Genomic DNA, 17,211 nt, shown 5'->3' with positions numbered 1-17,211 from the left:
TGCTCAATCTGCTCAATCTGCGGGAGAATATTGAACGCAAAGATTAAATAGATACTGTAATAAAGCCGCAGATTAAAGGATTAAAAAAAAGCCCCTAAATCTAAAGCAAAATACTTAAGTTAAAGAAAGATTTACTACATTATCTAATTAAAAAACACACCATAAAAACAAAACAACATGAGCAAAAAGGAAATACTTTTTATTCTTGCCTCCTTTTTTATAGTACAATCCGGTTGGACACAAAAGAGCTATCCAAACTTAGAATCGGGTAAAAACAGTCTGAACTATAAAGGAAACCCAACCAATGCCACGGACCGAAAATCACTAGCCTTTTCAGACAAAGGAGCGTGGTTTGCATTTGGATTTTTAGAGCCCTCAGTCATTCAGGCGGGATTCTCGGGACCATTTTTAATGACGGAGCAAAATGGCGTTTGGTTAAGTCCTTCGTTTGTTTCGTTACAGCTTCAGGATGAAAACAAAAAAGAAGTAATCGAGTGGAAAAACACTCTGGTGAGTCAAAACAGCTACAACAGCCATCTAGAACAAGAGTTTAAAAATGATAAACTAACGGTAAAACAGCAGTTGGTGTATTTATCAGGACATTCAGCTTTACAAAAAACAAGCATTACCAATACATCAGGAAAAGCGATAACACTTTTTCCTTCATACAGCTCCACACTTTTTTTAACTGATTTACAACTGTCAAAAGAAGGTAAAACATTAAAAATTGTTTCGACCAAAAGTACAGCAACAGGGTATATTCAGTTTTTGAACAGTACTCCCCAAATTGAAATTACCAAACAGGGATACAATGTCCAAACAGAGAAATTGGTTCTAAAACCAAATGAAACCAAAGAAATAGTCGTTTCACAAACCTTTATTTTTTCGCAGTACTCCTGGAAAAATGAGAACGAAAACATTGCCAAAACAGTATTCACTACACTGTTGAACAACACACAAAAAGAAAAAGAAAATCAATTGGCGCAATTAATTGCCAGAAAGAAAAACATTTACAAAGACGTCGTTTACTCTGATTTGGTAGCCAAACTGGCATTGACTTTACAAAACAATACCCGAATTGCAGCAGAAGGTTTAAAACACGGAGGTCTTTTTCCGAGTTACAACTACGAGTGGTTTCATGGCTTTTGGGCATGGGACAGCTGGAAACATGCCGTTGCAGTAGCCAATTACAATTCGGAACTGGCAAAAGATCAAATGCGTGCTTTGTTTGATTATCAGGAGCCAAACGGTTTTATTCCGGATTGTATTTACAGAAATAATCTTCTTGAAGAAAACAACTACCGAAACACCAAAGCACCGCTTGCGGCTTGGGCAATCTGGAAAATTTATGAAAAAACAAAAGATGCCAATTTTATAAAAGAATTCTATCCGAAGTTAAAATCATATCACAACTGGTGGTACAAAGAACGCGACCACGATCAGGATGGTTTATGTGAATTTGGTTCGACCGACGGAACTGTGATTGCCGCAAAATGGGAAAGCGGAATGGACAATGCCGTTCGTTTTGATGATAGTAAAATCCTTAAAAATGGAGAGAAAGCCTATTCCTTAGATCAGGAAAGTGTTGATTTAAACTCCTTTTTGTATGCCGAAAAAAACTATTTGCAAAAGATGGCAGAAGTTTTAAAACTAACGGAAGAAGCAAAGAAATGGAAGGAAGAAAGCAGCGCTTTGAAAGTTAGAATTCAAAATCAGTTTTGGGATGCTGCGACGGGTTGGTTTTACGACACGACAATTGATGGCAAAACCTTAGTAAAAGCAATGGGTTGTGAAGGATATTTGCCTATTTGGGCAGAAGTAGCGACTGCAGAGCAGGTTCAATTGGCAAAAAAGAACATGATGGATACCGCCAGATTCAACACCTTTGTTCCGTTACCAACATTGGCCGCCAATCATCCAAAGTTTAAACCGAATAATGGGTACTGGAGAGGGCCGGTTTGGCTCGATCAAAGTTATTTTGGGATAAACGGACTGGAAAAATACGGATACACGAAGGAAGCCAATGAACTGGCACACAAACTGATTTATAATGCAGAAGGAGTTTTGGACAAAGGAACTTCTATCAGAGAAAATTATCAGCCAGTTACAGGAAAAGGACTGGAAGCCTACAACTTTAGCTGGTCGGCTTCTCATTATTTAATGCTGCTTTTAGAAGATAAATAGTGAAACAAGCTGTTGTTTATAAAATTTTAACACATAGAAACAAAGATTCAGAATGGTAGGAAAAGGCTAAGCAATGTGAAAGAAATGTGTTTCTTTTGAGAATGTCTTTTTAAGAATAAAATCTATGTTTCTATGCGTTTAATAAAATTTTGCAAATTACATCCAACAGCTTAAAAATAACTATCTAAATTTGATTAACACAACAATAGTACAAAGTATGTTCAACCACAAAATATCATTCACAAAAATAGTAGCAACAGGCTTGCTTATTGCGAATTGCAATTCGACGCCTGTTTTTGCTCAAACGAAAAAAACTACGACGACAGAAAAAAAAGATCCGCAGCGTTTTTTCTCGAAGCCCGATTTAATGCAGATTGGGGTTTATTATTATCCAGAACAATGGCCAAGAGAACAATGGGAGCGTGATTTAAAGAACATTAAAAAACTGGGATTCGAGTTTACTCATTTTGCCGAATTTGCCTGGACATATATGGAGCCTGAAGAAGGAAAGTACGATTTCAAATGGCTCGATGATGCTCTTGCGATCGCAGAGAAAGAAGGTTTAAAAGTTATTCTTTGTACGCCAACACCAACACCACCGGCATGGATGGGTGAAAAATATCCTGAAATCTATCTGGTTGATGCAAGCGGACGCCGCAGGGAACATGGCAACAGAGCCAATCAATCGGTATCGAATGAAAAGTACAGAGCATTTGTAGAGAAAATAGTTACTGAACTAGGAAAAAGATACGGGAAGAATAAAAACATTATGGGCTGGCAAGTAGATAACGAGCCGGGAGCTCCGGATGACTTTAGTCCCTCTGCACAAAAAGGATTTCAGAAATGGCTAAAAGCGAAGTACGGTACGATCGAGAAATTAAATGCCGAGTGGCTCGGAAGTTTTTGGAGCATTCGCTACAACAACTTCGAGCAAATTGCGATTCCTAATGCCGAAATCTATTTTGAAGACAAACTAAGTCCACATGCTATATTAGATTTCAAAAGATTTACAGCAGATTCTCAGGCGGAATACTTGAATTTACAAGCTGAAACACTTCGAAAATACGTTGATCCGAAACAATGGATTACGACCAATTACACCAACGTAGTGTATGGAGCTGATCCGAGAAGAACTGATAAAATGGATTTTGCTACCTATACCATGTATCCGGTAAGCGGAAGAAACCAATTGGGCGGTCAGAATTTTAGAATGGGACATCCAAACAAAATATCAGAAGCCAATGATTATTACAGATCCATAAACGGGGTAACTGGTGTTATGGAAATGCAGCCAGGACAGGTAAACTGGGCAAGTATAAATCCGCAATTACTTCCGGGAACGGTTCATATGTGGATCTCGCAGGCCTTCGGTGGTGGCTGTTCGTTTACTTGTACGTACCGATACAGACATCCGTTAGGAAGCAGCGAAATGTATCACGACGGAATTGTAGGTACGGATGGTGTAACCCTGACAACAGGTGGAAAAGAGTTTGTACAATCCATCGAAGACATGAAACTGCTTCGAAAAGAATACAACCCAAAAGCAGTACTTCCGGCGGATCTTGCCAAAAGAAAAACAGGTTTTTTATGGAGTCATGAAAATCTTTGGGATTTAGAAAATCAGAAACAAACGGAATTCTGGAGCACGTGGAGACATAGAAATACTTATACATCTGCTGTAAAATCGACTGCTGCGCCAATGGATTTTATTACTGAAGATGACGATTTCTCTGCTTATCCTTTTATTGTAGCTCCGGCTTACCAGCTTATCGATCAGAAACTGGTGGATAAATGGACTAAATATGTAGAAAACGGTGGTAATTTGATCTTGTCCTGCCGAACTGGTCAGAAAGATAAAAACGGCCATTTCTTTGAAGCCAAATGGAGCGCACCGATTGTGCCGTTAATAGGTGCTGATGTAGATTTCTTTGACATGCTTGTTGCAGATGTAAACGGAACGATAAATGCCGGAAACAATACCTATAAGTGGAATACCTGGGCTGATGTATTAGATCCGAAACCAGGAACAGAAGTTTTGGCTACTTATGCGGATCAGTTTTACAAAGGAAAAGCCGCAGCAATTACCAGAAAATTAGGAAAAGGAACCGTAACTTATATTGGAGCGGAAAGTAAAGACGGAGATTTAGAAAGACAAGTGGTAAGATCGGTTTACGAACGTGCCAAAGTAACGATTGATGATTTGCCAAAAGGTGTATTTGTAGAATGGAGAGATGGTTTTTATGTAGGTGTAAATTATACCAATGAACCAATCCAATTGCCTATTCCTCAGGGAAGCAAAGTACTAGTGGGGCAAAACCCATTACAACCGGCTCAGGCGATTATTTGGAAATAAAAAGTTCGCCACAAATTCACGAATTATTATGCTCATGCTATTTAAAGAAATTTGTGCGCATTCGTGAAATTCGTGGCGAAAAAAAATAAAACAGACAAAAACAATTTAATATAGTACCAATGATTTTTTCAGAAGCAGCTATTCAGGATTTAGTAAAAGAACATTACGGATTAATCGTTACCGTAAAAGCATTAAATGGATATGACGAACTGAACTTTCTTTTATCGAATGAGAAGAATGAAAAGTACATTCTAAAAGTATCAAACGAAAGTCACCCGTTTCCTTTTTTAGAAGCGCAGATTAACATTATTCAGCATCTTAAAAAGAGCAATATTTCAGATTGTTTTCAGCATTTCAGCATCAACAAACACGGGGAAGAGCTAACCAAAATTGTTAGCGGTTCCCAAACCTATTATATCAGAATTTTAAATTTTTTAGAGGGTGTTTTTTGGGTTGATGAGAAAGCCAAAACAAGTGAATTGCAGTATGATTTGGGAAGCTTTTTAGGTAAGATGGATCATGCGTTACAGGACTTCTCACATCCTGCCATGCACCGCAATTATACCTGGGACATCAGCCACGCAAGTGAAGCAGCTGATAATTTGAAACACATATTAAATCACGAGAAAAGACGTATTGCAGGCTATTTTCTGCTGCAATTTGATACCGAAGTTGTACCACAGCTGCATCGCCTGCGTCATGCTTACATTCATAACGATGCCAACGATTACAATGTATTGGTACAGGGCAATCGCGTGAGTGGGTTAATCGATTTTGGCGATATGGTCTATACCGCTTTAATCAACAATCTGGCTATCGCCTGTACTTATGCCATGTTGGACGAGGAAGATCCTTTGGCAGTTGCGGCATTGCTAGTAGCGGGATATCATAAATCATATGCCTTAACAGAGCAGGAAGTCGATTTGTTGTATTATCTGATTGCCGGAAGACTTTGCATCAGTGTAACACAATCGGCGTACAATGCCTCATTAGACAGCAACAACGAGCACCATTTTATTACCGAAAAACCAGCCTGGGATTTGTTGTTCAAACTCATTCAAATTAACCCTATCAAGGCTCAGGATGCTTTTAGAAAAGCCTGTGGTTTTGAAGGATTGATTACTGCCGATGATTATAGCGATTTATTGGAGGTTCGTAAAAAAAGAATTGGACGTAATCTAAGCATTGGGTATCAGGATAAATTAAAAATAGTAAAAGGAGCTTTGCAATATCTATACGATGATAAGGGGAGAACCTTTGTGGATTGTGTTAATAATCCTTCGCATGTAGGGCATTGTCATCCGGTAGTCGTTCGAAAAATGCAAAAACAAATCGCTACTTTAAATACCAATACCCGATATTTAAATGACGCTATAACAGCTTATGCAGAGAAACTTACCGCAACATTGCCGGCTAAACTGAGTGTTTGTTACTTTGTGAATTCGGGTAGTGAAGCCAACGATCTGGCCATTCGAATGAGCCGTCATTTTACCAAACAAAAAGATATTATTGTACTGGATCATGCCTACCACGGAACCTCTACTGTGGCGATGGAAATGAGTCCGTATAAATTTGACAGCAAAGGCGGATTTGGTCAGATGCCTTGGATACACAAAGCAATCAATCCCGATTTATATCGTGGACCTTATAAATATGGAGATACCAATGCGGGAGAAAAATACGCAGCCGATGTACAACGAATTATAGAAGAACTAAAAAAAGAAGACAAGGCTCCGGCTGTATTTATTTGTGAAACTTTATTGGGAGTTGGAGGACAGATTCCGTTACCGGAAAATTATCTAAAAACAGTGTATGACCATGTCAGAGCTGCCGGTGGAGTTTGTATTGCCGACGAAGTTCAGGTTGGATTTGGAAGAATAGGCGACCATTTTTGGGGCTTTGAATTGCAAAATGTAGTTCCGGATATAGTTGTTTTAGGAAAACCAATTGGTAATGGACATCCATTAGCGGCTGTGATTGTAACAGAGGAAATTGCTGATTCTTTCAACAACGGTATGGAATATTTCAACACTTTTGGAGGTAATCCCGTATCCATGACCACAGGTTTGGCGGTACTGGATGTAATTCAGGAAGAAGAAATGCAGCAGCATGCTTTGGAAACAGGGAATCATTTAATGAATGGGTTAAGAGGTTTAATGGCCAAATACCCAATTATCAGTGATGTGCGCGGACATGGATTGTTTATTGGTGCCGAAATGGTAAAAGATAAAAGCACGATGGAGCCCGCTGTTCCTGAAATTGATATTGTAGTAGAAAAAATGAAAGCTCAGGGATATTTATTAAGTACCGACGGACCTTTACACAATGTTTTGAAAATAAAGCCACCCATGACATTCAACAAACAGAATGCTGATGAAATGGTGAAATTTTTAGATATCGCTTTGAGCGAATTGTAAAAAACGTTTAACACATAGCCCTGAAGTTTAAACACAATGTTGTCATTTCGACCGAAGGGAGAAATCACAAGCGGGATTCCATGCAGAATGGAAGCTTCTTTGTCGAGTTTCTCGTGTGATTTCTCTCTTCGGTCGAAATGACAGCTTACTTAATTTAAAGTATTAAAATGAATCACAATAATATCCTTTCTAAAGGTACTGTTCCTCTTGAAAGTTTAGAAAAACAATTAGAAGGTAAATTATTCTACGATCATACCATGCGCTTGCTTTATGCGACTGATGCCAGCGCTTACAAAGAAATGCCTCTGGCAGTTGCGATTCCCAAAACAAAGGAGGATATTCAGAAAATAATCGCTTTTGCAAGAGAACACAAAAGCAGTGTAATTCCACGTGCTGCCGGAACATCACTTGCCGGACAGGTAGTGGGTAACGGAATTATTGTCGACATTTCGCAGGAGTTTACCAAAATTATATCGGTTGATCAGGAGGAAAAAACTGCTTGGGTAGAACCGGGTGTCATTCGCGATGAGCTCAATCTTCATTTGAAGCCGTACAAACTGTTTTTCGGACCCGAAACTTCCACCAGCAATCGCTGTATGATTGGCGGGATGGTAGGAAACAATGCCTGCGGTGCAAGATCGGTTATTTATGGATCGACACGCGAACATTTACTTGAAATCAAAGGTTTTTTGGCCGATGGTCACGAAGTTACTTTTGGCGCCTTGACGAATGCCGAATTTGAAGATAAATGCAACGGAATTAATGTAGTAAGCCCTTTGGAACAGGCTATTTATGTTCAGGCAAAAGAAATTTTATCGGCAACATCAAACCGAATTTTGTTTGAAGATAATTTTCCTAAAAAATCCATTCCAAGAAGAAACACCGGTTATGCTTTAGATTTACTGGCAGATACAATGCCGTTTACAGATTCAGAAGAGAAGTTTAATTTCTGCAAGTTAATTGCAGGATCAGAAGGAACTTTATTCTTTTCGACAGCGATAAAATTGAATCTGGTTGAGGCATTAAAACCTTATTCGGCTCTGGTTTGCGTGCATTTTGAAAGCATTAATGAATCCCTTAAAGCCAATATCGAAGCTTTAAAATTCAACCCTGATAGTGTAGAGTTAATCGACCATTATATTCTGGAATGTACAAAAGAAAATATTGAACAAAGTAAGAATCGTTTTTTTGTAAAAGGAGACCCACAGGCCATTTTAGCGGTCGAGTTTTTAAGGGATACTCCCGAAGAAATCGACAGTATTGCCAAAGAAATGGAAGCTTTGATGCGCTCTAAAAATCTGGGCTATCATTTTCCGGTGGTTTACGGAGAGGATACCAATAAAGTCTGGGCCTTGCGAAAAGCGGGATTGGGCTTGTTGTCTAACATTCCCGGTGACGCCAAAGCTGTTGCGGTAATCGAAGATACAGCAGTAGACGTAAATGATTTACCGGAGTTTATCGAAGAATTTAACGCAATTCTAAAAGAGCGAAATCTTAACTGTGTACATTATGCACATGCGGCAACTGGTGAATTGCACTTGCGTCCGATTATTGATTTAAAAACCAAAGAAGGGACTGCCATTTTCAGGACCATTGCAACTGATATTGCCCATCTGGTAAAAAAATACAAAGGTTCCTTAAGCGGTGAGCATGGTGATGGAAGACTTAGAGGCGAATTTATTCCGTTGATGTTAGGGGAGGAAATTTACCAATTGTTTCTCCAAATTAAACAAGTTTGGGACCCGTGGGGCGTTTTTAATCCCGGGAAAATTGTCAATACACCACCAATGGATACCAGTTTGAGGTATACTCCCGGACAGGACACTCCAATGCCGGAAACCTATTTTGATTTTTCGGAGCATAACGGAATTCTACGGGCAGCTGAGATGTGCAACGGATCGGGAGATTGTAGAAAAACCGAAAAAAGCGGGGGTACCATGTGTCCGAGTTATATGGCTACTAGGGATGAAAAACATACCACGCGTGCGAGAGCAAATATGCTGAGAGAAACCATAAGCAACTCGACAAAAGCAAATAAGTTTGATGACGACAATCTTTTGGAGGTACTCGATTTGTGCTTAAGCTGTAAAGGATGTAAATCAGAATGCCCTTCAAATGTTGATATGGCAAAGCTAAAGGCCGAAACATTACAACAATATCATGATAAAAACGGAGTAAAGTTCCGTTCCAGACTTATTGGAAATACCCCTAGAATTAACCAATGGTTTGCTGCGATGCCTTGGGCATACAACTTATCGGCCAAAGGAGCTTTTGGAAATGTGATTAAAAGGGCAACGGGCTTTGCTACAGAACGAAAACTCCCTCTCATGCATAAAATTACTTTCGCCAAATGGATGAAAGCCTACAGCCAGAAAGGAGATTTTGTAAATGGTAAAGTTTACCTGTACAATGATGAATTTTTGAACTTTTATGATGTTGAAATAGGGCAGACGGCTGTTCAGTTATTGAATCGTTTAGGATACGAGGTTGGAATACCAAATATAGGGATTAGCGGGAGAACCTATCTTTCGAAAGGAATGTTAAAAGAAGCGCGTGAAATAGCCGAACAGAACATCAGAAACTTCGAATTGGCGATTCCTGAGGGTGGTATTCTGATCGGAATAGAACCGTCGGCGATATTAACTTTTCGTGACGAATATCCTGATTTGTGCCGTGGGGAATTAAAAACAAAAGCAAAAACATTCGCAGCAAGAACGTTTCTAATTGAGGAATTTTTAGCCAAAGAACTCGAAGAAGGAAGAATTTCGTCAGACAGCTTTACAGCGAAGTCAGAGCGTGTGCGTATGCATGGACATTGTTTTCAGAAAGCCTTATCATCATTAGTACCGCTCAAAAAAATCCTAAGCTTGCCCGAGAATTACACGGTATTGAACATTCCGAGTGGCTGTTGTGGTATGGCGGGATCTTTCGGATATGAAAAAGAGCACTATGAGCTATCGATGCAAATAGGTGAGCTGGTTTTGTTTCCAACAATCCGTTCTGAGGAAGAAGCTACCTTAATCTCTGCTTCGGGAACCAGCTGCAGACACCAGATTGCAGACGGTACAGGCCGAAAAGCACAGCATCCTGTGGAGATTTTGTTTAAAGCATTAAAATAGCCTGAAGCTGATGAGTTTTTAGTTTCTTCAATAGGCCGCAGCGAACGAGTTTTTGGATTTTCGGTGATAGATATGGATAGGCTTTTTGGACGATTGTTTATAGTTTGTTAATAAATAATGACAGATGAATATTTTTTTAACAACTAGTCAAAAGAATAATAATTAAATTTGATAGTAGGCTAAAGGTTTATCAATTTAAAAACATCTACTATGGAAAAAGCTATAAAACTAAAAGTTCGCAAGGAATTAGATGGTCGCCAACAGTTGAATATCATTAAACTTAAAGGAAGTTTGATTTCTAAAGGGTACACAGAAATCATACATATCCTGGATCAGGATGATGAATTTCACATCAACTCTTTTGAAACTCCATCTGAAAGTACTAATGAAGTTCAGGAGTTTATTACAGCTTTTATCCATAGAGAAAACCTAACCGATACCATATCGTTTTTCAAATAAGGTTTTTCAACAGTTATAAAATAAAACAAGAACCCCGTTTCAGTATAGAAACGGGGTTCTTTGTTTAAGCAGATTTAAAGTTTCACATCTCACATTTAACATTTAACAGAAACTCTGAAATACGAAGTCTTACTCCATTCCTCCACCTAAGGCTTTATAAAGTAAAATCTGTGCGTTTGCATTTTTCAGCTGAATGTCAACAAAATCGAGTTCGGCCTGCAGTTTGTTTTTTTGGGCACTGATGATTTCGAGATAATTGGCATATCCGTTAAGGTATAAATCATTTGAAACATTGACTGCAATCTCCAGATGTTCAATTTCTTTGGACTTGTACTTCAACACATCTTCAAAAGCTTCGGTTCGGTGCAGCAAAGCACTTAGCTCATTATAGGCTGTTGTGATGGTGTTTTGATACTGCAAAAAAGAAATCTCCTGTCTTCGGTTAGCCGTAAAAAACTCCTGTTTGATTTGTCCTTTGTTGAATACCGGAGCAGTGATTCCGCCAAGCAATTGCCAGGCAAACGAACCGCTGTCAAAAAAAGTAGAAAACGAAAAAGAGTTCATACCCACATATCCGCCTAAGTTTAAAGTGGGAAAAAAGGCAGCACGTGCAGATTTTGCATCAGCATTTGTGGCCATTAATTCAAAGTAAGCTTCAGAAACATCAGGTCTTTGGTGAATGATAGAGTCTACACTTATTTTTTGATTTAAAACTTTAAGATGACCGGATAAAAACTCAGCACTTCTTTCGACTTTTCCTCCGTACTCTCCAAGCAGTGTAAGCAGTGCCTTTTCGGTTTGGTTAATTTTCAGATTGAGTTGTTCTGCTTCTGCAAGTATATTATTGTTTTGAGCATTAAACTGCTGTACAGCTAGTTCTGTTGCTTTTCCAACAGATCGCTGTGCCGAAATAATATCAAGGGCATGCTGCTGTGTATCTAAGTTTCTCTTGTAAATTACAGCCTGTTTGTCTAAAGCTACCAGCTCGTAATAAAGTTCAGCTATATCACTTAGGAGTTTGGTTTTCAGTAATCGCATTCCTTGTTGTGAAGCAAAGTATCTTTGACGTGCTGCTTTTTTTCGGTTGCTTAGTTTACCCCATATATCGGCTTCCCAAGACACTTTTCCTCCTAAAAATAGGTTAGGAGTAGCGCCCGTTGCAATTCGCTGTCTTTCGGATATGTTTTGAGACAAATTGGTATCAAAGTTTCCAACACCTTCCATAGTGTACTTCCCGTAACGTGTTCCGGAAGCATCTGTCTGAAGATCAAAAGAAGGCCGTAAAGCAAGTTTGGCTACTTTCAAATGAGAGTTGGCGATTAAAATGCGCTGCTCCATTACTAAATAATCCGGATTCTGAGCGACAGCTTTATCTAGTAATTTTTCTAATTTATCATCTTTGAAATAAGCGGCTGTTTGCAGCGGAACAAATGGTGTTCCGCTGTCAGCAGTTTTTTTTGAGATCACATCAAAATTCTTTGGCAAGGGTTTAGCGGCCAGGTTGTCGTTCACTTTTGGAGCAGAACAGGCAGTCAGCAGCAGCATTCCGGTTACCAGAATGAGCGCGAACATCTTAAACTTATAGTTGAGATGAAGAGCTATTTTATATTGATTTAGTGTATTTTTCATTATATATTATTTTTTCAATGCTTTTTCAAATTTGGCAAACAGGATATAAAGTCCCGGAATGATTACAAGCCCGAAGACCGTTCCTATAAGCATTCCTCCGGCGGCTGCAGTACCTATCGAACGGTTACCAATAGCACCGGCACCTGAGGCGATACACAAAGGAATTAAGCCTGAAATAAAAGCGAAAGAAGTCATTAAAATGGGTCTGAAACGTAATCGGGCTCCTTCGATCGCAGCCTCGGTAATATCGCGTCCTATTTTGTTTTGGGCCATCGCAAACTCTACAATCAGAATGGCATTTTTGGCGAGTAACCCAATAAGCATGACGAGTGCCACCTGAGCATAAATATTATTGTCCAGTCCAACCATTAACAAGGCGAGATACGAACCAAAAACACCTACCGGCAGACTTAAAAGCACCGGAAAGGGCAGTAGTAAACTTTCGTATTGAGCGGCAAGAAGTAGATAGACAAACAGTATACACAAGGCAAAAATGTAAATGGTCTGATTTCCGGATAGAATTTCTTCACGTGTCATACCCGACCATTCCAATTCAAACCTGCTTGGGAGTTTTTCGGCTGCGATTTTCTCTACGGCTGCGATTGCTTCTCCTGAGCTGTATCCTTCAGCAGGCTCTCCATTGATCATAGCCGACATGTACATGTTGTAACGCGTTAAAACTTCGGGACCATAAACACGTTCCAGTTTAATGAAGGTCGAGAACGGAACCATTTCTCCGGCATCATTCTTAAGATACATATCCAGAATACTTTCGGGATTTTTTCTGAACTGTGGACTGGCCTGAACCATTACTTTATACATTTGGGAGAAACGTATAAAATTTGTTGCATAAAATGAACCCAGCATCGTTTGCAGTGTAGACATGGCATTGTCTACCGAGATTCCTTTTTTGGCAGCCAGATCATAATCAATATGGATTAAATACTGAGGGAAAGTAGCATCAAAACTACTAAAAGAGTTTTGTATTTCCGGTGCCGCATTTAGTTCCTTAATGAAGTTTTTGGTCACGGCATCCGTGTTAGTGATCGTTCCACCGGATTTATCGAGTAATCGAAGTTCAAATCCGCTTGTATTTCCGAAACCGGGAACGGTTGGCGGTGCAAAAATCTCAATCTGTGCATCAGAAATGTTTTTTGTTTTCTCACCCAATTTGGCGATGAATTCATTTACCGAGATATCACGATCACTCCAGTCTTTCAAATTGATCATTCCCATACCATAAGACGCTCCCGCAATTTCAGTCACAATACTGTATCCGGCAAGCGTTGTCACATTGTCGACACCTTTAATTTCTTTGGCCAGACGAGTCACTTCATCCAGTACTTTTTCGGTACGTTCTACGGTGGCTCCTTGGGGAGTAGTCACACTCACATAAACCATCCCTTGATCTTCTGAAGGAATAAATCCGGCAGGAACAAATTTACTGGTTCCCCAGGTGAGTAAACAGAATAAAACCAATAAACCGGCTGTAACAGTGGTACGGTCTGCAAATTTTGACAGTATTCGGATGTAACCGGCCGTAACTTTATCAAACCATGTATTAAAGCTGTTAAAGAAACGATTGATCAAAGAATTCTTTTTCTCCTCTGGATTATGTGGTTTTAGTAAAATAGCACAAAGGGCGGGGGTTAAAGTAAGGGCATTGATTCCGGAGATGACGATACTAATAGCCATGGTCAAAGAGAACTGTCGGTAGAAAACTCCAACCGGACCACTTAAAAAGGCAACCGGAATAAACACGGCACTCATGACGATGGTAATGGCAATTACAGCTCCGGTAATTTCTTTCATGGCACTAATCGTAGCCGGTAGCGGTGCCATATGCTCTTCGGAGATTTTAACGTGAACGGCTTCGACGACCACAATGGCATTGTCGACCACAATTCCTATCGATAGTACAAGGGCAAACAACGTAAGAAGGTTGATTGAAAAGCCCATCATCGACATGAAGGCAAACGAACCAATAAGGGCTACAGGTACCGCTAAAACAGGGATTAAGGTAGAACGCCAGTCCTGAAGGAAGATAAAAACAACAAAGGCCACCAGAATAAAGGCTTCGATAAGTGTTTTTAGCACTTCATCAATCGAAGCATCCAGAAAACGCGATACATCGTAGGCAATATTGTAATCCATACCGGGAGGGAAGGACGTTTTTTGAAGTTCGGCCATTTTTTCTTTTACGCTGGCAATTACTTCAGAAGCATTAGAACCCGGTCGTTGTTTTAACATGATCGAAGCAGAAGGTTTACCGTCGGTTTTAGAAACCATTCCGTAACTCATCGATCCAAATTCGATTTTAGAGATGTCCTTTAATCTGAGGATCGTCCCGTCTGAGTTTGCCCGAAGCGGAATTTCTTCGTACTGTTTGGGTTCGTAGAATTTCCCTCCGTATTTGATAACATACTGAAGCTGATTGTCGAGCTGTCCCGAACCTTCACCCACTTTCCCAGGAGCAGCTGATATATTCTGTTTTTGAAGGGAAGCAATCACTTCATTTGCCGAAATGGCATACGAAAGCATTTTTTGCGGATCGAGCCAAACCCTCATGGAATATTCTTTCTGTCCCATGATTTCAGCACGTCCGACACCGTCAATCCTTTTCAGTTCCTGAAGAATATTGATATCGGTGAAGTTGAAAATAAATTGTTCGTCCTGTGTTTTATCGGTACTGGTAATGTTCAGATACATCAGCATACTGTTCACTTCTTTTTCGGTGGTTACTCCGGCACGAATTACCTCTTCGGGCAATTCATCCAGTATGGTTGTCACACGGTTTTGGACGTTTACAGCTGCCAAATCCGGATCGGTTCCTACTTCAAAAAAGACTTGTATCAGCGTCAGACCGTCATTGGAAGTAACAGTCGACATGTAGGTCATTCCCGGAACACCGTTGATGGCACGTTCTAAAGGCAGTGCGACTGCATTGGCCGAAACTTCGGCATTGGCTCCCGTATATTTGGCCGTTACCGTTACAGATGGCGGAACAATATCAGGAAATTGTGTGATAGGCAGCTGAAACAAGGCCAGTATACCCAGGAGTACTATCATAACCGAAATGATTAACGACAGTATTTTTCTTTTGATAAATAACTCTATCATTTTATGTTTTTTTTGATACTAATTTGAAACTATAAGCTTACGTTTTGCATGTCTTTGATGTTAATCTTGTCACCGTCGCGCAACGACTGAGTGCCTTCTTCTACAATCAGGTCATTGCTTTTCAGTCCTTTGTTCAGGATAAATACATCGTCGAGCGTACTGCCAATCGTAATGTTGGTCATTTTTACAATTCCTTCTTTGTTCACAAGAAATACAAACTGTTTGTCCTGTATCGAGAAAACAGCTTTTTGTGGAATTAGGATCACATTTTTCTTAGGTTCCGAAATGATCAGTTTTCCGGATGTTCCGTGTTTGATAAAACCTTGTGGATTGTGAAATTTAGCTTTGTATTGAATAGAACCCGTTTGGCGGTCGATTTCGCCATCGGCAGTTCTTAATTCGCCTTTTTGGTTGTAAACGGCACCGTTGGGTAAAACCAGTTTGATATCACCTCCGGCTTTGTTTAAACTTTTGTCGGCCATCATTTGAAAATAAATGTTTTCCGGAATGGAGAAATAAGCGTAAACATCATCCAATTGCGAAACCGTTGTCAGCAGAGAACCATTTTCAACAAGACTTCCTTCTTTGAACGGAATACGGTCGATTGTTCCATCAAAAGGAGCTCTGATGGTGGTGAAACTAATTTGCTGGTTGATTGCTTTTCGTTCTGCAACCGCATGCGCAACTTTGGCGGAAGCGGCTTCGTGTTTGGCTTTAGAAAGTTCAAGTTCCTTGTCGGCGATTACTTTTTTATTGAAAAGTGTTTGGGCCTGCTCCAATTCAACTGTTGCAATTCGGAGATCTGCCAAGGTGCTTTTGTACACGGCCTGGGCTTTTAATAATTGTATTTGCAATTCGACATCACTGATTTTAAACAACAATTGCCCTTTTTGTACTTTTTGTCCTTCGCTCACAAAAACTTTATCCAGTAATCCGGGGATGCGAACATGTATTTCTACATTATTTTTGGCGTGTACGTCAGCAACAAACCGGTTGGAGACAATGGTGTCCTGCAGCGTAACCTTGTAAACAGGCAGCGTTTTAATTTTCGAAACATCTTTTTTGGTTTTATCCCCACAAGAGGTCAGGAATAAAACAGATAAAACAATTAACAAGAATTGATTTTTTGTAGTGTTCATAATGAATTTTTAAAATAGGTATATAAATGGAGGGGCTCCCTGATATTGATTTGTAGGGAGTTGTGAATTACTTAAATGTTAAACATGAAAAATGCAACGACAGCTGCTTTTAGAAAACAGTATCGTTTGGAAGAAATATTTTTATAGTACAACAGCTCCTTTATGTGAAAACAAAAGAGTGCAGGGCAGAAGATTTCTACCTATAAAAAAAATAAAATTGTTGATCTAGAAAAGTTGGTAAAGATGCAGATGAGTGTGTCGCTGAATCTGATATATAGTCGCAATGCCATAGATTAAGCCATTCTCAAAGATCTTAAAATGTACTAGTTTGGTAAAGTACGGTGTTTTTAGAGTGCTGCTGTCAGAAGTTGTCGCACGATGTTTGATCTTCTTTTTGACGATAAAATGAATGTCAAGATCTTTGGGTGTAACCAGAGAGGAAGAAGAATATTGAGGTACTTCAGAAGCTAAAAAGTTTTCCTGTGCCTGGCAAATAGTAAGTTGTACAGGGGTTTTGCCCATTTCTGCTCCACCCACAAGAGGAAGCAAGAATAGCAAAAATATACCTATGAACTTAAATGATTTCATGTATGCCGTAAAGAATTGTAGCTTGTAGTCTGAAAAGACAGGCTTGTATTTGATAAGGGACCAAATATAGTCAATTGCAAAATAATGAATTCTTAAAATTTTTAGAAAATATTAAAAATTCAGGATAGGATAACATTCCGTTAAACGAGATCCTCTTTTTTAGTATTGTTTTGTGAGGATTGGATGCAGTAAAAGAACAATTC

Annotated in this window: 9 protein-coding genes; 5 read left to right on the top strand and 4 right to left on the bottom strand. The window is 39.5% G+C overall.

The window, feature by feature from the left end; all coding sequences use genetic code 11:
- Nucleotides 1-177 precede the first annotated feature (177 nt).
- From OLM61_RS18645 to OLM61_RS18625, 5 genes are all read left to right on the top strand, one after another.
- Nucleotides 178-2,184 (top strand): MGH1-like glycoside hydrolase domain-containing protein, encoded by a 2,007-nt coding sequence (locus OLM61_RS18645; protein ID WP_264524100.1) that lies wholly within the window; start codon nucleotides 178-180, stop codon nucleotides 2,182-2,184.
- Nucleotides 2,185-2,401: 217 nt separating this feature from the next.
- The gene (locus OLM61_RS18640; RefSeq protein ID WP_264524099.1) at nucleotides 2,402-4,537 is read left to right on the top strand and encodes a beta-galactosidase; all 2,136 of its coding nucleotides are present in this window, start codon (nucleotides 2,402-2,404) and stop codon (nucleotides 4,535-4,537) included.
- Between the two features lie 119 nt (nucleotides 4,538-4,656).
- Nucleotides 4,657-6,954, top strand: coding sequence for an aminotransferase class III-fold pyridoxal phosphate-dependent enzyme (locus OLM61_RS18635; protein WP_264524098.1), 2,298 nt, complete (start codon nucleotides 4,657-4,659; stop codon nucleotides 6,952-6,954).
- A 167-nt stretch (nucleotides 6,955-7,121) separates the two neighbouring features.
- Entirely contained in the window at nucleotides 7,122-10,073 is a 2,952-nt protein-coding gene (locus OLM61_RS18630) for an FAD-binding and (Fe-S)-binding domain-containing protein (protein WP_264524097.1), read from the top strand.
- Nucleotides 10,074-10,283: 210 nt separating this feature from the next.
- Nucleotides 10,284-10,532 (top strand): hypothetical protein, encoded by a 249-nt coding sequence (locus OLM61_RS18625; protein WP_173966228.1) that lies wholly within the window; start codon nucleotides 10,284-10,286, stop codon nucleotides 10,530-10,532.
- A 129-nt stretch (nucleotides 10,533-10,661) separates the two neighbouring features.
- Here OLM61_RS18625 and OLM61_RS18620 read toward each other — a convergent pair whose 3' ends face one another.
- The 4 genes from OLM61_RS18620 to OLM61_RS18605 form a co-directional block, all read right to left on the bottom strand.
- The gene (locus OLM61_RS18620; RefSeq protein WP_264524096.1) at nucleotides 10,662-12,161 is read right to left on the bottom strand and encodes an efflux transporter outer membrane subunit; all 1,500 of its coding nucleotides are present in this window, start codon (nucleotides 12,159-12,161) and stop codon (nucleotides 10,662-10,664) included.
- A gap of 6 nt (nucleotides 12,162-12,167) precedes the next feature.
- Complete coding sequence (locus OLM61_RS18615; protein ID WP_264524095.1) at nucleotides 12,168-15,281, bottom strand: efflux RND transporter permease subunit; 3,114 nt, start codon at nucleotides 15,279-15,281, stop codon at nucleotides 12,168-12,170.
- A 29-nt stretch (nucleotides 15,282-15,310) separates the two neighbouring features.
- Nucleotides 15,311-16,420, bottom strand: a complete 1,110-nt coding sequence (locus tag OLM61_RS18610; protein WP_264524094.1) for an efflux RND transporter periplasmic adaptor subunit — start codon at nucleotides 16,418-16,420, stop codon at nucleotides 15,311-15,313.
- Nucleotides 16,421-16,645: 225 nt separating this feature from the next.
- Nucleotides 16,646-17,008: a hypothetical protein gene (locus OLM61_RS18605; protein WP_264524093.1), complete on the bottom strand. Its 363-nt coding sequence runs from the start codon at nucleotides 17,006-17,008 to the stop codon at nucleotides 16,646-16,648.
- Nucleotides 17,009-17,211: the final 203 nt, after the last annotated feature.

The sequence above is a fragment of the Flavobacterium sp. N502536 genome (genome assembly GCF_025947345.1).
GTDB lineage: Bacteria > Bacteroidota > Bacteroidia > Flavobacteriales > Flavobacteriaceae > Flavobacterium.
The sequence above is the reverse complement of the archived record's forward strand: the minus strand, read 5'-3'. Positions and strand labels throughout refer to the sequence as shown.